Annotated in this window: 16 protein-coding genes; 9 read left to right on the forward strand and 7 right to left on the reverse strand. The window is 72.1% G+C overall.

The window, feature by feature from the left end; all coding sequences use genetic code 11:
• The 4 genes from MKD51_RS03720 to MKD51_RS03735 form a co-directional block, all read right to left on the reverse strand.
• On the reverse strand, positions 1 to 222 hold the full coding sequence (locus MKD51_RS03720) for a DUF3073 domain-containing protein (RefSeq protein WP_240238313.1): 222 nt from the start codon (positions 220 to 222) through the stop codon (positions 1 to 3).
• A 143-nt stretch (positions 223 to 365) separates the two neighbouring features.
• Positions 366 to 740 (reverse strand): CrcB family protein, encoded by a 375-nt coding sequence (locus MKD51_RS03725; RefSeq protein ID WP_240238315.1) that lies wholly within the window; start codon positions 738 to 740, stop codon positions 366 to 368.
• Positions 737 to 1,129, reverse strand: coding sequence for a CrcB family protein (locus MKD51_RS03730; RefSeq protein ID WP_240238317.1), 393 nt, complete (start codon positions 1,127 to 1,129; stop codon positions 737 to 739). Before MKD51_RS03730 ends, MKD51_RS03725 begins: the two co-directional genes overlap by 4 nt.
• A 233-nt stretch (positions 1,130 to 1,362) precedes the next feature.
• Complete coding sequence (locus tag MKD51_RS03735; protein WP_240238319.1) at positions 1,363 to 2,319, reverse strand: hypothetical protein; 957 nt, start codon at positions 2,317 to 2,319, stop codon at positions 1,363 to 1,365.
• Between the two features lie 263 nt (positions 2,320 to 2,582).
• Between MKD51_RS03735 and MKD51_RS03740 the strand changes: the two genes are divergently transcribed.
• The 3 genes from MKD51_RS03740 to MKD51_RS03750 all read left to right on the forward strand — a co-directional run bounded on the left by MKD51_RS03740 (position 2,583) and on the right by MKD51_RS03750 (position 7,870).
• The gene (locus tag MKD51_RS03740) at positions 2,583 to 3,326 is read left to right on the forward strand and encodes a MerR family transcriptional regulator (RefSeq protein WP_240238321.1); all 744 of its coding nucleotides are present in this window, start codon (positions 2,583 to 2,585) and stop codon (positions 3,324 to 3,326) included.
• A 78-nt stretch (positions 3,327 to 3,404) separates the two neighbouring features.
• Complete coding sequence (locus tag MKD51_RS03745) at positions 3,405 to 6,635, forward strand: efflux RND transporter permease subunit (protein WP_240238323.1); 3,231 nt, start codon at positions 3,405 to 3,407, stop codon at positions 6,633 to 6,635.
• Between the two features lie 110 nt (positions 6,636 to 6,745).
• On the forward strand, positions 6,746 to 7,870 hold the full coding sequence (locus MKD51_RS03750) for a DUF2510 domain-containing protein (RefSeq protein ID WP_240238325.1): 1,125 nt from the start codon (positions 6,746 to 6,748) through the stop codon (positions 7,868 to 7,870).
• A gap of 48 nt (positions 7,871 to 7,918) precedes the next feature.
• Here MKD51_RS03750 and MKD51_RS03755 read toward each other — a convergent pair whose 3' ends face one another.
• Entirely contained in the window at positions 7,919 to 9,031 is a 1,113-nt protein-coding gene (locus tag MKD51_RS03755) for a hypothetical protein (RefSeq protein ID WP_240238327.1), read from the reverse strand.
• Positions 9,032 to 9,205: 174 nt separating this feature from the next.
• Here MKD51_RS03755 and MKD51_RS03760 point away from each other — a divergent pair, with 174 nt between their 5' ends.
• From MKD51_RS03760 to MKD51_RS03780, 5 genes are all read left to right on the forward strand, one after another.
• Positions 9,206 to 10,363: a DEAD/DEAH box helicase gene (locus MKD51_RS03760; RefSeq protein ID WP_240238329.1), complete on the forward strand. Its 1,158-nt coding sequence runs from the start codon at positions 9,206 to 9,208 to the stop codon at positions 10,361 to 10,363.
• Between the two features lie 187 nt (positions 10,364 to 10,550).
• Complete coding sequence (locus tag MKD51_RS03765) at positions 10,551 to 11,309, forward strand: NAD(P)H-binding protein (RefSeq protein WP_240238331.1); 759 nt, start codon at positions 10,551 to 10,553, stop codon at positions 11,307 to 11,309.
• 20 nt (positions 11,310 to 11,329) lie between these two features.
• Positions 11,330 to 12,475, forward strand: a complete 1,146-nt coding sequence (locus MKD51_RS03770) for a serine hydrolase domain-containing protein (protein ID WP_240238333.1) — start codon at positions 11,330 to 11,332, stop codon at positions 12,473 to 12,475.
• 348 nt (positions 12,476 to 12,823) lie between these two features.
• Positions 12,824 to 14,587, forward strand: coding sequence for a DNA helicase RecQ (recQ, locus tag MKD51_RS03775; protein ID WP_240240812.1), 1,764 nt, complete (start codon positions 12,824 to 12,826; stop codon positions 14,585 to 14,587).
• The gene (locus MKD51_RS03780) at positions 14,584 to 14,949 is read left to right on the forward strand and encodes a S4 domain-containing protein (protein WP_240238334.1); all 366 of its coding nucleotides are present in this window, start codon (positions 14,584 to 14,586) and stop codon (positions 14,947 to 14,949) included. Before recQ ends, MKD51_RS03780 begins: the two co-directional genes overlap by 4 nt.
• 27 nt (positions 14,950 to 14,976) lie before the next feature.
• On the opposite strand, the gene MKD51_RS03785 is transcribed toward MKD51_RS03780, so the two are convergent.
• Complete coding sequence (locus tag MKD51_RS03785; RefSeq protein WP_240238336.1) at positions 14,977 to 15,198, reverse strand: hypothetical protein; 222 nt, start codon at positions 15,196 to 15,198, stop codon at positions 14,977 to 14,979.
• Between the two features lie 80 nt (positions 15,199 to 15,278).
• Between MKD51_RS03785 and MKD51_RS03790 the strand changes: the two genes are divergently transcribed.
• Entirely contained in the window at positions 15,279 to 16,130 is an 852-nt protein-coding gene (locus MKD51_RS03790; protein ID WP_240238338.1) for a CoA ester lyase, read from the forward strand.
• Between the two features lie 54 nt (positions 16,131 to 16,184).
• Here MKD51_RS03790 and MKD51_RS03795 read toward each other — a convergent pair whose 3' ends face one another.
• On the reverse strand, positions 16,185 to 16,379 hold the full coding sequence (locus MKD51_RS03795; RefSeq protein ID WP_240238339.1) for a CsbD family protein: 195 nt from the start codon (positions 16,377 to 16,379) through the stop codon (positions 16,185 to 16,187).
• Positions 16,380 to 16,391 lie beyond the last annotated feature (12 nt).

Below are 16,391 nucleotides of genomic sequence, written 5' to 3' on the forward strand. Positions count from 1 at the left end.
TCAGGCGCTGCGGCCGTGCTGGACGTCGTCGGCGAAGTCGTCGCCGTCGGCATCGCCATCGCCGTCGTACTCGGCGTAGTCGGCCCACTTGTCGACGAGCTCGTCGTTCGCGGGTGCGCTCCCCAGCTCTTGCTGCAGCACGGAGTAGTTGATGTTCGGGCTGTAAGCCTTCAACTCGCGCGCGATCTTGGTGTGCTTTGCCTTCTGGCGACCACGACCCATGCTGGACCCCCCTTGCGGACGGCGCCGACGTGCAAGTCGACGAACGGTGTGAGAACTGCGATATAAGTCCAACCTGCATCGTAGCATCGACGGTGCTTGGCGGCTGTGCACCGGCCATGACTGGGGATAGGAGTTCGCTCGCGTCAGGCCGCGACCGCCGGCACGAGCAGGGCCCCCAGCAGGATGCCGAGGGATGCGGCGATCGCGCCGCCCACGAGGGTCACCGCGAGCGTCGCGAAGGCGTGGCCGCCGCGGCGGCGCTCGAGCTGCTCGACCGCCTGCGTCGCGAACGCGGAGTAGGTGGAGAGGCCGCCGCAGAAGCCGGTGACGAGGATGGCCTGCCAGGTGGCGTCGAGCGGCAGCAGGCTCGAGCAGAAGCCGGCGATGAGGCTCGCGACGATGTTGACGGCGATCGTGGCGCGCACGGGCCGGTCGCCAGCGAGCGCGCCGGCGAGGAAGCGCACGACGGCACCCAGGCCGCCTGCGAGCGCGACCCCCAGCAGCTCGAGCGGGCTCATGCGGCCCTGCCCTTCGCGAGCCGGTGACCGAGCGCGAGCCCGGACCACGCCGCGAGCATGCAGGCTCCGAGCATGCCGAGCGCCAGCAGGATGCCCGGCAGCGCGGGGACGATCGTGGCGAAGCCGCCCGTGCTGGCAGACGCGGTCACGCTGGCCACGGCAACCGCGCTGAAGGTGGTGAAGCCGCCGAGGAACCCCGCGCCGATGCCGTGCCGCAGCCAGGCGGGAGCGTCGGCGAGCGCGGCGACCGAGATGCCCAGCACTGCGGAGCCCAGCGCATTGACGGCGAACAGGAGCCACCAGTCGGGGATCGCCTCCTGCAGCAGCGCGCGCGCTGCCGTGCCGAGCGCGCCGCCGACGAGCACGGCGAGCACGGATCGCAGCAGCATTCGCCCAGCGTAGGCCGCCCGCCCGCCCGCCCCCGTCGCTGACTGCTCCGGGGACCCTGTCGCCGAGCGGAGACCCGTTGCAGCAGGTCCCCGCCCGGCGAGCGGGTCCCGGTGACGAGGTCAGGGATGGGTGAGGTCGGCTGTGGAGGAGGGTAGACGGATCTACGAGCGTGGGGGCGGCGAGGGGCGGCGAGGGCGGCGAGGGCCGGCGAGCAGGGTGCGCGGGTCGGTGGTCAGCGCAGCGAGCGGAGCGCGGGCGAGGCGGGACGCAGCCGCGGTACCGCGTGCGCGAGCAGCAGCCGCTCCAGGCGAGCCGGCTGCATGACATCGGCCCAGACCCAGCGCAGCATGTCTGCAGCGAAGCGCAGGTCGTCCTCGCGCGCCTTCTCCACGGCGAGCGCCTGCGCGCCCTTCCGGCCTTCGCGGTCCGCGAGCTCGCCGTACTTCACCATGCCGTCGAACTCGCCGAGCAGCGGGCGGCGCTCGGCGAACTCCCAGCGCATGTCCGGCCGATATCGCTTGCCGCTGCGGCCGGTCACCCACGGCTGCAGCTGCGGCGGCGCGAATCCGAGCTGATGGATGCGCACTCGGCTGTAGGACTCGCCGACCGACTCGGCGGCCGCGTCGGCGAACCCGATCGCCCACGTCGCGGCTGCCCGGCCACGCCGTCCCTGGCGATCGAGCGCCTCGAGCAGCGCCTCCCGCTGCACCGCGCCGGACCGCAGCGCGTTGTCGATCGCGGCGACCGCCACCAGCGGATCGCGACGACGAGCGACGTCGGCGAGCGCATAGGGGAGGGAGCACACCAACAGGCCGCCGACGTGGGTGACGTCCCCGGGATCCAGCTCGCCCCGGGAATGGCTGACGCCCGCCTTCTTGCCGGCAGTTCGAGTGTCGCCCGCGGTGAACACCAGAGCCGGGTCCTCACCGAACGGCACTCCATGGAGCGCGAGCGCTGACTCGAGCGCGAAGGTCGGGTGATCGCGCGCTGCGGCCACCGCGGCGATGCGGGCGCAGTACCTCGATTCCGGCGTCGCCGATTCGAGCCCGCGGGAGTCGACGTAGAAGCCGCGACGGATCCGAGCGAGCCCGTCGTCCCGCTCGGGCACCGACCAGGGATCGGCTGCCAGGATCTCGCTCGTGCGGATCGGACGCAGCCGATCGCCCTGCCCGCCATCGAGATGTTCCATGACCGCACGGTCGCACGGTCTCCCGCGATCGCGCGTCGCGCATCCGCCCGCCTGTGGACGACTGTCAGGGGACCCGCTCGCGAGCCGGGGACCTGCTGCAACGGGTCCCTGGACGGCAAGCGGGTCCCCGGGCCGAAGGCGCCCCAGCGAGAGCAGGGATGCCGGGCTGCGAGGAGAGGCGAAGGGCCGCGAGACAGCGTCGCCGGCGCGTCGCGACGCGAGGCCTTGACATTGACGTTGCGTCAACCTCTAGCGTCGTGGACATGGAGTGGTCGATCCAGCGCATCGCGAAGCTCGCCGGTGTCTCGAGCCGCACGCTGCGGCACTACGACGCCGTCGGGATCCTCGAACCTGCCCGTACCGATGCGGGAGGGATGCGCTGGTACGACGAGGCGTCGCTCGCCCGACTGCAGCGCATCCTGCTGCTGCGCGGGCTGGGCGTGGGGATCCCCGCGATCGCCGACAGCCTCGAGCGCGCATCCGATGAGGAGGCGCTCGCGGCGCACCTCGTCGACCTCGAGCGAGAGGCGACACGCATCCAGCGGCAGATCCGCGCCGTCGAGCAGACGTTGCGGGCACGAGAGAAGGGAACCGCCATGACGGCAGAGGAAGCGCTCGACGGGTTCGATCAGAGCCAGTACGAGCAGGAGGTCACCGAGCGCTGGGGCGCCGACGCGTGGAAGCGAGGCCAGGACTGGTGGAAGCGCATGTCCGATCAGGACAAGCGTGCCCACATGCAGGAGCACCTCGACATCGCCGCCGGCTACGAAGCTGCGAAGAAGGCCGAGGAGCCCGCCGACTCGGATGTGGTGCAGGCGCTCGTCGAGCGTCACTACCGCTGGCTCGGCGCTGGCTGGCAACAGGCCGAGCCCGACCTGGAGTACTTCGTCAACCTCGGCGACATGTACGTCGAGGACGACCGGTTCAGCGCCAACTACGGCGGCCGGGAGGGCGCGGAGTACGTGCGCGACGCCATGCGGGCGTTCGCGGAGCGGCGCCGGCGCTAGGCGACTCATAGAGAAATGAGGGGCGGATGCGAGGTCACCTCCATCCGCCCCTCATCCGCTTGGTGGGAGGATCGGCAGGTGCATCTGCTCTCGCTCGCCAGCATGAAGAACAAGGCGCTCGTCGCCCTCGTCACGATCTGCATCGCCATCTTCGGCGGCGTCGCGCTGTCGAGCCTGAAGACCGAGCTCACGCCAGAGCTCGAGCTGCCTGCGGTCGTCGTCACCACGACGATGCAGGGCGCGAGCCCGGAGATCATCGACGAGGACGTCACGGCGCCCATCGAGCAGGCGGTGCAGTCGGTGCCGGGGCTCGAGGGCACGACCGGCACCTCGTCGACCGGCTCGAGCGTCGTCGTCGCGCAGTTCGAGTACGGCATCAACATCCCGACCACCGAGCAGCGCGTGCAGCAGGCCGTGAACCGCATCGCTGGGCAGCTGCCGGAGGGCGCCGAGTCGACGGTGCTGACGGGCTCGATCGCCGACTTCCCGGTGCTGCAGATCGCCATCAGCGGCGGCGACGACGTCGCCGCGCTCGTCGACCGCATCGAGACGGTCGCGGTGCCACAGCTCGAGCGCACGGAGGGTGTGCGAGCGGTGCAGCTGCAGGGAGCCCCCGGCCAGCGCATCACCATCAGCCCGGACGACACCGCGCTCGCCGCCGCGGGCATGTCGCGGCAGGACATCTCGACCGCCATCGACGAGCACGGCCAGCTGTTGCCCGGCGGCACGGTCGACGACGACGGGCAGACGCTCAGCGTGCAGATCGGCGAGCGGCTCGGCTCCGTCGCCGACGTGCAGGCGCTGCCGCTGAACGGCGAGACCACGATCGGCGACATGGCCGATGTCGCGCTCACCGAAGATCCCGTCTCCTCGATCGCGCTCGTCGACGGCGAGCCCGCGATCATCCTGTCGATCACGAAGACGCAGGCGGCCAACACGGTCGACGTCTCCCACGCCGTGCAGGAGCTGCTGCCGGCGATCCAGGAGGAGCTCGGCGAGGGCACCTCGATCACCACGATCCTCGACCAGGCGCCCTACATCGAGCACTCGATCGAGGCGCTCGCGGTCGAGGGCGTGCTCGGCCTCGTCTTCGCCGTCATCGTCATCCTCATCTTCCTGTGGTCGCTGCGCTCGACCATCGTCACGGCCATCTCCATCCCGATGTCGGTGCTCATGACGTTCATCGGCATGTGGGGCGCCGGCTTCTCGCTCAACGTGCTCACGCTCGGCGCGCTGACGATCTCGATCGGCCGTGTCGTCGACGACTCGATCGTGGTGATCGAGAACATCAAGCGGCACATGGCGTTCCAGGCCTCGAAGACGAAGGCGATCCTGGATGGGGTGCGTGAGGTCGCGGGCGCGATCACGGCGTCGACGGTCACCACGGTCATCGTCTTCCTGCCGCTCGCCTTCGTGAGCGACATCACAGGCGAGCTGTTCCGGCCGTTCGCGCTCACCGTGACGATCGCGCTGCTCGCCTCGCTCGTGATCGCGCTGACGATCGTGCCGGTGCTTGCCTACTGGCTGCTCAAGCGCCCGAAGGAGATCCTCGAGGCCGAGGCCAGGGCGATCGAGCTGGCCGAGTCGGAGGCCGCGGCGGCGACCGCGCAGCCCACCCGTCGCGGCCTCTTCGGCCGCCGCCGCGCATCCGCCGCCCCCGTCGTGCCGGCAGTGCGCGCATCGCAGGCTGCCGACTCCGACGAGGAGCCCGAGGACCTCGAGGAGCGGCCCGACCGCCTGCGGCGCGCCTATCGCCCCGTGCTCATGGCGACGCTGCGCAAGCCGTGGTTCGTGCTCGTCGGCGCCGTCGCGATCCTCGGCGCGAGCGTCGCGGCCGTGCCGCTCATGGCCATCAACTTCCTCGGCGACGACGGCCAGACGACCGTGCAGCTCTCGCAGGAGCTCGAGCCGGGCGCCTCGCTCGACACGCAGCTCGCCGCGGCGGAGGATCTCTCGGCGCAGCTGCAGGGGGTCGAGGGCGTCGACACGGTCTCGGCGACCGTTGCCGGCGGCGGGCAGTTCGCAGCCTTCACCGGCGGGGGTGGCGGCGGCTCGATCTCCTACGGCGTGATCGCCGAGGATGGCACCGACATGGAGGCGCTGCGCGAGCGGATCATCGAGCTCGGCGACGACGCCGTCGGCGAGGTCTCGGTCGGCCAATCGGCTGGCCTGGGCGGCAGCGACATCACGGTCGAGGTGCAGGGGCCGACGCCCGAGGCCGTCGAGGAGGCCACCGCGGCCGTGTCGGAGGCCGTCTCGGGCATCGACGGCGTCGCGCAGGTGACCGACTCGCTCGAGGGCGCCCAGCCGCTCGTGCAGGTGGCGGTCGACCGCGAGGTCGCGGCGGGCCTCGGCCTCAGCGAGGCAGCGGTCTCGGGCCTCGTCGCCCAGGCGATGCAGCCGACGCCGGTGGGCGACATCCAGCTGGACGGCTCGCTCGTGCGCATCTATCTCGACCCGATCGCGCCCGCCGCGACGCTCGCCGAGCTGCGCCAGCTCGAGCTGCCGACCCCCACCGGCCCGCTGCCGCTCTCGGACGTCGCAGAGGTCAGCGAGATCACCGGCCCCGTCTCGATCTCGACGAGCGATGGCAACCGCACCGCGACCGTCACCGTCACGCCGGACGCGGCGGATGTCGGCGGCGTCTCCACCAGTCTGCAGACAGCGCTCGACGAGCTCGACCTCGCTGACGGAGCGACCGCCGAGATCGGCGGCGTCGCCACCCAGATCACGGATGCGTTCACCCAGCTCGGGATCGCTGCGCTGGTCGCGATCCTGCTCGTCTACGTCGTCATGGTCGCGACCTTCAAGAGCCTGCTGCAGCCGTTTCTGCTGCTGGTCTCGGTGCCTTTCGCGGCCACGGGCGCGATCGCGATGCAGCTCATCACCGGGGTGCCGCTGGGGGTGGCGTCGATGGTCGGCGTGCTGATGCTGGTCGGCATCGTGGTGACCAACGCGATCGTGCTCATCGACCTCGTGAACCAATACCGCGACCGCGGCCGCAGCGTGCGCGATGCGCTGGTCGAGGGTGCGGAGCGCCGACTGCGGCCGATCCTGATGACGGCCGCGGCGACGATCTTCGCGCTCGTGCCGATGGCGGCCGGTCTCACGGGGCAGGGCGGCTTCATCTCGCAGCCGCTCGCGATCGTCGTGATCGGCGGCCTCATCTCGTCGACCCTGCTGACGCTCATCGTGCTGCCGGTGCTCTACCTGCTCGTGGAGGGCGCGATCGAGCGCCGTCGCGTGCGGCGCGGCACGGGTACCCGGGCTGAGCGGCGCGGCGAGCTCGCGATGGCCAGCGAGCGCTGACCGGGCTCTCAGCGGATGCGTGGGTGGCGTTGGTTGAATAGGTCGCGTTCGAGGGCGCCCCGTGCAGGGGCGCCCGAGTCGGCCCACGGGCCGTGCGGAGGAGGCTGCCGGTGTCGAGCTTCTTGATCGTCCATTGCGCCCTGCATGACGGCCGGCTGGACGCCTACCGCCAGCCGCCGACCCTCGACATCGCTGGGTCGCGCGCGCCGCTCGACTGGGGCGACATCACGCTGCAGGTGCCCGCCGGCGATCTGCCCGTGACGGTCTCGGTCACGCGCACGAACGGCCAGGTCGAAGGAGCCACGATCCTGCTGCGCACCCCGGCGGGCACCGGCACCCGGCTCACCTTCGTGCCGCCGCTGCAGCCGGGTGGCGGCTCGATGCTGCGCATCGACGGCCAGTGGCCCGCCGACTCGTCGATGCACTACTACGCGGCCCGAGATGCGCGAGTGCTGCAGCAGCCGACGGAGCCCGCCGCACCCACGACGACGATGCGCGAGCCGGGCCAGCCCGGCCAGCCGCGCCAGCAGCGGCGCGCAGACGCGCAGGCCGGTGTGCGCGTCGTCAGTCCCGCAGCCGAGACGCCTGTCGCGCCCACGCCGCCCGTCGGTCCGACGCCGGGCTCCACCGGCTCCGTGCCGCCGCAGCCATCGCCGTTCGGGCGCGAGCAGGGCGCGCGCGTCGACCCCGTGCAGCCCTCGGCCGAGCTGCCCGTGCACCGCGCGCCGCTCGCCCAGCCCCCGCACCTCGGGCCGCGGCCAGGACCGTCGGCTCCGCAGCGGCCCGGCCGAGGAGAGCCCGGCCCGCTCGGGGGCCACCCGACGCATCCCTCGCAGCACCAGCCGCAGCATCCCTCGCAGCCGCCGTCGTTCGGGCAGCGTCCGCAGCGCACCGAGCGCGACGTCTACGGCCGCGAGCATGCGGCCGACGACCGGCAGCCGCCGCCCATCCCGACGCCGGCCGAGTTCCACCGGCTCGAGCAGGAGGCCGCAGAGGCTCAGCGACGCGTCTACGACGCATGGCAGGCGCAGCAGCGAGCGCAGCACGCACAGGCGGGCCCGACGCCCCACGACGGTGTGCCGCAGCCGATCGGCCTCGCCGCCGGCATCGGTCAGGCGCAGCCCAGCTGGTACCCGGATCCCTTCCGGCGGGCGGAGTCCCGCTGGTTCGACGGGCGCCAGTGGACCGCATCCGTGATGCGCGGCGGCGTCCGCGGCACCGACCAGCCGGGCTGAGCTGCGGCAGCTGCCCCTATCGCAGACGAGTCCGGTGCCCTAAGGTTGTCAGGTCGGCTCGGGACAGACGCATGTGCGTCGCAATGGAGTGTCGCCGCGGCCGGAGTTCCCGCGAGCACTCTCGCGGTTGACCAGAATCCCCGCGATGAATGCGGCTTTACCAGCGCGAGCACTCTTCTCGTGCGCACAGAGATGCGAGCAATGGCACGTCAGGAATCGCGCCCTCAGGGCGCCCACCGACCGAACGACCGAGACAGCACCAGCCGACCCGGTGCCCGGAGCAAGGGCCACCGCGGCTTCCGCGAGGAGCAGCCCTCGAAGGGCCGCTGGAACCGCGACGAGCGCGACCGCCGCGATGGCGCCCCGCAGGGCGGACAGGGCCGATCCGCGTCGGCTCGCCCGAACTGGACGCCGCCGGAGGAGCGCAACCGCGACCACCAGCGCGGCCCTTCGTTCCGCACGCGCGGCGGCGCCCAGGGTGGCCGCGACCACCAGGGCGACGACCGCCTGCACCGCGGTGAGCGCCCCCGTGGCTTCGACCGCGCCCGCGACGAGCACAACGGCCGGGGCGGCTACAGCGCCGCTCCCGCACGTGGCGACCGTCGCTCCGACGACCGCGCGCCGCGCCGCGACGACCGCGACCGCGGCGCTGGCGACCGCCGCGAGCAGGGCCAGCGTCGCTTCGACGACCGTGCGCCCCGTCGTGACGACCGCGGCGCCGGCGACCGCCGCGAGCAGGGCGGCCAGCGCCGCTTCGAGGACCGCGCTCCGCGCAGCTTCGATGACCGTGCACCCCGTCGTGATGACCGCGGTGGCGAGCGTCGCTTCGATGACCGTGCACCCCGTCGTGATGACCGCGGTGGCGAGCGTCGCTCTGACGACCGCGCGCCCCGCCGTGACGATCGCGCAGGCCAGCGTCGCTTCGATGACCGTGCTCCGCGCCGTGATGACCGCGGTGGCAGTGCCGGCGACCGCCGCGAGCAGGGCCAGCGTCGCTTCGACGACCGTGCCCCGCGCCGCGACGACAGCGCCCCGCGCCGGGACGACCGTGGCGAGCGTCGCTCCGACGAGCGTCCCCGCCGTGAGGAGCGACGCAGCTTCGATGACCGCCCGCGCCGCGAGGAGCGCCCGCGCCGCGACCGCTTCGACGAGCAGCCGCATCGCGACAGCACCTACTACCCCTCGAAGGAGTCGAATCCGTTCCAGTCGAAGGATGACGTCGTCCTCGATCGCCTCGAGGCCACGTCGATCCGAGCGGAGGACGTCGAGGGCGTCTCGTTCGGTGACCTGGGCATCGGCGAGAGCATCGCCAGCGCGCTGACGAAGATGGGCGCGGTGTCGCCCTTCCCGATCCAGGCAGCCACGATCCCGGACGTGCTCGCGGGTCGCGACGTGCTCGGCCGTGGCCGCACCGGCTCCGGCAAGAGCATCGCCTTCGGCGCGCCGATCGTCGAGATGCTGCTCCGCGGCCGCTCCGAGCGCCGTGAGATCGGCCGTGCGCCGCGCGCGCTCGTGCTCGCTCCGACGCGCGAGCTCGCGCAGCAGCTGAATCACACGATCATGACGATGGGCCGCGAGGTGGGTGTCTTCACCACCGTCATCGTCGGCGGCGTGAAGCAGGACAGCCAGGTCGAGGGGCTGCGCCGTGGGGTCGACATCGTGATCGGCACCCCCGGCCGCATCGAGGATCTCGTCGAGCAGCGCAAGCTGAACCTCGGCGCAGTCGAGATCGCAGTGGTCGACGAGGCCGACCACATGTGCGAGCTGGGCTTCCTCGAGCCCGTGCAGCGCATCCTGCGCCGCACGAAGCCGGGCAGCCAGAAGCTGCTGTTCTCGGCAACGCTCGACGCCGAGGTGCAGACCATCGTCAAGGAGTTCCTGCCCAAGCCGGCCGTCCACGAGGTGGCAGGCGAGGAGCAGTCGACCTCGACGATCGATCACCAGATCCTGGTTGCCGACCGCTACGACAAGGATGCGGTGCTCGAGCAGATCGTGCGCAACCCCGGTCGCATCGTGGTCTTCACCCGCACGCGCGCCTACGCCGATCGGCTCACCGAGCAGTTCAGCGACGCCGGCATCTCAGCCGTCAGCCTGCACGGCGATCTGACGCAGGCCAAGCGCACGCGCTCGCTCGAGAAGCTGCGACGCGGCAAGGTCGACGTGATGGTCGCGACCGACGTCGCCGCTCGCGGCATCCACATCGACGATGTGGCGCTCGTGGTGCAGGCCGACCCGCCGGACGAGTACAAGACCTACCTGCACCGCTCCGGCCGCACCGGCCGCGCGGGCAACGACGGTCGTGTCGTCACCGTGATCGCCCCGGCGCGCCGCAAGCGCACCCAGCAGCTGCTGGACCGGGCCGAGATCGACGCGCCGATGATTCCGGTGCGCCCCGGCGACGACCTGCTCGACACCCTTACGGCACCGCCGGTGCCCGTCGCCGAGCTCGCTCAGGCAGAGCCCACCCAGGCCGAGCCCGCGATCGCCGACTGACCCACCCCATCCGACCGCCCGACCCCGGGCACCGGATGCACAACGCAAGCCCGCTGCGGCAGAGACGGCCCGGATCCACGCGATCCGGGCCGTCGTGCGCGTGTTGGGGCCGCGTGGCTTGCGTTGTGCGCCGGCGGGGTGTGGTGCGGCGGCTTGCGTTGCGCGCCTGCGGGCGTAGCGTTGAGGCATGCGCATCGTCGTGATCGGCGGATCAGGGAACTCGGGCTCGGCCATCGTGCGAGCCCTGGCGCGACGGGGAGCCGACGTGCACCCCGCTTCGCGCTCCGGCAAGGCCATCGCCGGTGCTTCCGGCCTCAAGGCCGACATCGTCTCCGGTGAGGGGCTCGATGCGGCGCTCGAAGGCGCTGAGGTGATCGTCGACGCCTGCAACTCGCGCAACCCGATCGACCCGAAGCCGTTCACGATCGGCGCGCGCAACGTCGTGGCCGCTGCCGAGCGAACGGGCGTGCAGCGAGCCGTCGTGCTCTCGATCCTGGGCGTTGAGCAGTCGAAGCTCTCCTACCACCGCCGCAAGCGCGAGCAGGAGCTCACCTACCTGGACTCGTCGCTCGAGGTCTCGATCGTGCGCGCCGCGCAGTTCCACGAGTGGTCGGTCGATCAGTTCGAGGCGGGCTCCGCGCTCGGCGCGATCCCGGTGGTGCTCGGTGGGCGGATGCAGCCGGTCGCGGTGAGCGAGGTGGCCGATCTGTGCGCCGACGAGGCGCTCGAGCCGAGCGGCAAGCGCTTCGTGGAGATCGCCGGCCCGCAGGTGCGGCTCTCCCGCGACCTGGCGAAGGCCTGGCAGGCGGCGACGGGCGCGCGCGGGCTCATCGTCAACGGGCCGTTCCCGCCCTCGATGCTCGACTACCTGCGCTCGGGCGCCAACTTCACCGAGCAGCACAAGGGCCGCATCACGTTCGAGGGCTGGCTCTCGCGCCGCCGCTGATCGTGGAGGAGCATGCGCAGGTGCAGCGCATCGCCGACCAGGCGGTGCGGATGCACGACGTGCCGGGCGCTGTGGCCGCGATCGCGGGTCGAGACGACGCATCCGTCGCCATCGCGGGCTCGCGGGCGATCGATGGCGCCCCGATGTCGCGCGACACCGTCTTCCGCATCGCCTCGGTCACGAAGCCGATCGTCGCCGCCGCTGCGATGGCGCTGGTGGATCGCGGCGTCCTCCGCCTCGACGCCCCGGTGGCCCCGTGGCCGCCGGAGCTCGCCGAGCCCCGCGTGCTGCGGGACCCCGCCGGTGCCCTCGACGACACGGTACCGGCGACGCGACCCATCCTGGTCGAGCACCTGCTGGCGCTGCGCGGTGGTCTCGGCTTCGCACAGGACTTCTCGACGCCGCTCGCCGTCGCGCTCCGCGAGCGGCTCCGTCAGGGCCCGCCCGACCCGGCGGGGTGGCCGGCGGCAGACGCATGGCTCGCTGAGGCGGCTCGCCTCCCGCTCGTGCACCAGCCGGGCGAGGGCTGGACGTACAACACGGGCCTCGACATCGCGGGCGTGCTGCTGGCGCGCGCGGGCGGAGGCAGCCTTGGCGAGGTGCTCGCCGAGCTCCTGCTCGAGCCGCTCGGCATGCGGCAGACGGGATTCCGGCTGCGCGCGGACCAGATCGCGCGCACCGCGACCTCGTACCGACCCGGTGCTGCCGGGCTCGAGCTCGCCGACCCGCCCGATGGCGCCTGGGCGGGCTCGATCGCGTTCGAGTCGGGCGCCGGCGGGCTGGTGTCGACGGTCGACGACCTGATCGCATTCGGGCGGATGCTCTGCGGCCGCGGGGAGGCGGATGGCGCGCGGGTGCTCAGCAGCCGGGCGGTGGCGCGGCTGCTCGCGCCGGGCGCGCCCTCTGATCCCGGCGACGTGTTCCTGGGCGGGCAGTCGTGGTCGCTCGGCGGCTCCGTCGATGTCGTCGAGCGCCAGCCGTGGGAGGTGCTCGGCCGCTACGGCTGGGTCGGCGGCACGGGCACGGCACTGTACGTCTACCCGCGCACGCGGCGCACGGCAGTGTGGCTGACGCAGCGCGAGCTCGGCGCACCCGACGACGACGCGCGCATCGGGCCGCTGCTGACGCTGGCGGCACAGGCGGAGCGGCGGGCGCGAGCGAGTTGACCGGTCAGCGCCCGAGCGATCCACAACCGCCTGGAGCGCGGCCGCCCGCGTCGGTCGTCGCACCTAGGCTGGATGCCTGACGGCCGCGAAGGGGGACGCGTGACGGACGCGACGCAGGACGGCTGGGCTCCGCCTGGCGACGAGGACGCACCCGAGCCCTGGGGCGACTTCGACGCGCCCGATGACGGCTGGCTGCCACCGGGCGACGACGACGCACCCGTGCTCGCCGGCGCAGGGGGGCAAGGCGCGAGCGCACCGACCCGCACCGCCACCCGACCGCAGGCCGCCCGCGCGCCGGGTGTCGCCGCATCCGCCAAGGCCGCGACCCCGCTCGAGGCGCTCACTCGCGTGTGGGGCTACGACGCGTTCCGCGATCAGCAGGCCGCGATCATCGACGACGTGGTCGCCGGGCGCGACGCGGTGGTGCTCATGCCCACCGGCGGCGGCAAGAGCCTCTGCTACCAGATCCCGTCGCTCGTGCGCGAGGGCACCGGCGTCGTCGTCAGCCCGCTCATCGCGCTCATGCACGACCAGGTCGACGCGCTCGAGCAGCTCGGCGTGCGCGCCGCGTACCTCAACTCCACGCAGTCGATCGACGAGCGGCGCGAGGTCGAGCGGCGTCTGCTGGCGGGCGAGCTCGACATGCTCTACCTCGCGCCAGAGCGGCTGCCGGTGGCGACGAGCCTGCTCGATGCGGCGCCGATCGCGCTGTTCGCGATCGACGAGGCGCACTGCGTGAGCCAGTGGGGCCACGACTTCCGCCCCGACTACCTGCAGCTGTCGGTGCTGGGGGAGCGCTGGCCCGATGTGCCGCGCGTCGCGCTCACCGCGACCGCCACCGCAGAGACGCGCGCAGAGATCGTCGAGCGCTTGGGCCTGCGCGATGCGCAGGTGTACGTCTCGAGCTTCGACCGCCCGAACATCCAGTACCGCATCGCCCCGAAGCAGGATGCGAAGGCGCAGCTGCTGCGCATCATCCGCGACGAGCACCCCGGCGCGACCGGCATCGTCTACTGCCTCTCGCGCAAGTCCGTCGTGGCCACGGCCGAGTGGCTGCGCGCCCAGGGCGTCGACGCGCTGCCCTACCACGCGGGTCTCGATGCGGCGGTGCGCGGGGCCAACCAGCAGCGGTTCCTGCGCGAGGACGGCGTCGTCATGGTCGCGACCATCGCCTTCGGCATGGGCATCGACAAGCCCGATGTGCGCTTCGTCGCGCACCTCGATCTGCCGAAGTCGATCGAGGGCTACTACCAGGAGACCGGTCGCGCTGGCCGCGACGGCGAGCCCTCGGTCGCCTGGCTCGCCTACGGCCTGCAGGATGTCGTGCAGCAGCGCCGCATGATCGCTGAGGGCGTCGGCGACGCGCAGCGCAAGCGCAACCAGACGATGCACCTCGATGCGATGCTCGCGCTGTGCGAGACGGTCGAGTGCCGGCGCGTGCAGCTGCTCGCCTACTTCGGCGAGTCGAGCGAGCGCTGTGGCAACTGCGACACCTGCCTGAGCCCGCCCGACGCCTACGACGGCACCGTGCCGGCGCAGAAGCTGCTCTCCACCATCGTGCGGCTGCTGCGCGAGCGTCGACAGTCCTACGGCGCCGGGCACCTGGTCGACATCCTCACCGGCGCCGACACCGAGCGCATCCGCCGCTTCGGTCACGATCAGCTCGCCACCTACGGCATCGGCGGCGATCTGCCTGCTACTCAGTGGCGAGGCATCGTGCGGCAGCTGCTCGCGCAGGGTTTGCTGCAGGTGCAGGGCGAATATGGCGTGCTGGCGCTGACGGATGCGTCGGCCGCGGTGCTCGCGGGCGACCGGCAGGTGCGGCTGCGGCACGAGGCGAAGGCGCCGGCGAAGGCTGCGAAGCGCTCGGCATCGACGCTGGAGCTCGACGACGCGCAGCAGGGGATCTTCCAGGCGCTGCGCTCGTGGCGAGCCGCGACCGCCAAGGAGCAGGCCGTGCCTGCCTACGTCGTCTTCAACGACAAGACGCTCGCGGCGATCGCCGAGCGCAAGCCCGCGACGGTCGTCGAGCTCTCGACCATCTCGGGCGTCGGAGAGTCGAAGCTCGAGCGCTACGGCGAGGCCGTGCTGGAGGTGCTGGCCGGGGCATGAGCGATCGCGCGCGCGTCGACGTCTGGATCTGGGCCGTGCGGCTCGTGAAGACGCGAGCGGCAGCCACGGAAGCGTGCCGCGGCGGCCACGTGCGCGTCAACGGCAACCCGGCGAAGGCCTCGCAGCCCGTGCGCATCGGCGACGAGGTGCGCGTGCGCATCCACGGCTTCGACCGCATCGTGATCGCGCGGCAGCTGCTCGCGAAGCGGGTCGGCGCCCCCGCGGCCGCCGCGGCGATCGAGGATCGCTCGCCTCCTCGACCCAGCGCGATCGACTCTGCGCAGGTGCCGCATCGGCCCAGAGGTGCGGGCCGGCCGTCGAGCCGCGAGCGCCGCGAGATCGATCGGCTGAGGGGCCGCTGAGTCGCTGCGCTTCTCGACCGCTGTGCCTCAGCCGAGCCCGGTGATCATCCCTGCCACCAGGAACAGCGACGGCAGCAGCACGACCGAGCCGACGATGAGCAGGCCGACGCCCAGCGCGAGGAACGGCCGAGACGTCGAGTCGTCGTGGCGCCGCAGACCCAGCACCAGCAGCACGATGCCGCCCGCGATGAGCAGCAGCCCGGCGCCGAGCGCGGCGAAGAGCATGAGTGCCGCGATTCCCGAGACCATGGTGGGAGCCTAGACCCGGCGCCGCCGAGTCAGCTCGGCCGGTCCGCAGGAGGAGCAGCTGCCCGGTTAGGCTGAAGCACGTGACCAGCACCGCCATCTCGCCCCTCATCGCCCGCTCCTGGCTGCTCGTGCCTGCCTCGAAGCCGGAGCTCTTCGACATCGCGCAGGAGAGCGAGGCCGACGCGATCATCATCGACATCGAGGATGCCGTCGCCGCCAAGGACAAGGCGCAGGCGCGCGCCGACACGGTCGCGTGGCTCTCGTCCGGCCATCGCGCCTGGGTGCGCATCAACGACGCCGCGAGCGAGTTCTGGAGCACCGACCTCGCCGACCTCAAGGACGCGCCCGGACTCGAGGGCGTCATGCTCGCCAAGACCGAGTCGGCGAGCCACGTCGACGACACCGCCGACCGTCTGCCGGAGGGCATGCCGATCCTCGCCCTCGTCGAGACCGCGCGCGGCGTGCTGCATGTCGAGCGGATCGCCAGCGCCCCCTCGACGTTCCGGCTCGCGTTCGGCACCGGCGACTTCAAGCGCGACACCGCCACCGGCGACGACCCGATCGCACTCGCCTACGCGCGCTCGCAGCTGGTGATCGCGTCGCGAGCCGCTCGGCTGCCCGCGCCGATCGACGGCCCGACGCTGTCGATGGATGCGCTGGCCGAGGGCACGAGGCTGTCCAAGGAGATGGGCATGTCGGGCAAGCTGTGCCTGACGCACACACAGGCGTCCACCATCAACGCGGGCCTCGCTCCGAGCGCTGAGGAGGTCGCGTGGGCACACGGCTTCGTGCGTGCGTTCGAGGAATCGGGCGGAAAGATCACCGACGGCAGCGACCTGCCGCGCCTCGCCCGCGCGCAGAAGATCCAGACGCAGGCGCGCGATTTCGGCATCGAGGCAGACGCGCAGCAGCTGGAGGACCTGAACTACTGACCGAACGAGAGGGGCGGAGCGCTTTCGCGCCCCGCCCCTCATTCGTGCTGAGGATCAGCCCTTGAACGCGTCCTTGACGTCGTTCCCGGCGTCCTTGACGTGCTCGCCAGCCTGCTTCGCGTTCGCGACAGCCTGGTCCTGCACGCCTTCGGCCTGCAGCTTCTCGTTGTCGGTGGCGTCGCCGAGGGCTTCCTTGGCCTTGCCGACAGCTTCCTTGGCTTCGTTCGAGATCTTGTCGCCGAGTCCCATGTCCTCAACCTC

Source organism: Agrococcus sp. ARC_14, from assembly GCF_022436485.1.
Taxonomy (GTDB): Bacteria; Actinomycetota; Actinomycetes; order Actinomycetales; family Microbacteriaceae; genus Agrococcus.

Bases quoted from the DNA above. Each gene is read 5' to 3' on its own strand.
- MKD51_RS03740 (WP_240238321.1), top strand. From the start codon at position 2,583: ATGGAGTGGTCGATCCAGCGCATCGCGAAGCTCGCCGGTGTCTCGAGC.
- MKD51_RS03780 (WP_240238334.1), top strand. From the start codon at position 14,584: ATGAGCGATCGCGCGCGCGTCGACGTCTGGATCTGGGCCGTGCGGCTC.
- MKD51_RS03785 (WP_240238336.1), bottom strand. From the start codon at position 15,198: ATGGTCTCGGGAATCGCGGCACTCATGCTCTTCGCCGCGCTCGGCGCC.
- MKD51_RS03725 (WP_240238315.1), bottom strand. From the start codon at position 740: ATGAGCCCGCTCGAGCTGCTGGGGGTCGCGCTCGCAGGCGGCCTGGGT.
- MKD51_RS03735 (WP_240238319.1), bottom strand. From the start codon at position 2,319: ATGGAACATCTCGATGGCGGGCAGGGCGATCGGCTGCGTCCGATCCGC.
- MKD51_RS03795 (WP_240238339.1), bottom strand. From the start codon at position 16,379: ATGGGACTCGGCGACAAGATCTCGAACGAAGCCAAGGAAGCTGTCGGC.
- MKD51_RS03730 (WP_240238317.1), bottom strand. From the start codon at position 1,129: ATGCTGCTGCGATCCGTGCTCGCCGTGCTCGTCGGCGGCGCGCTCGGC.
- MKD51_RS03720 (WP_240238313.1), bottom strand. From the start codon at position 222: ATGGGTCGTGGTCGCCAGAAGGCAAAGCACACCAAGATCGCGCGCGAG.
- MKD51_RS03755 (WP_240238327.1), bottom strand. From the start codon at position 9,031: ATGCGGCTGCTCGTCGAAGCGGTCGCGGCGCGGGCGCTCCTCGCGGCG.
- MKD51_RS03765 (WP_240238331.1), top strand. From the start codon at position 10,551: ATGCGCATCGTCGTGATCGGCGGATCAGGGAACTCGGGCTCGGCCATC.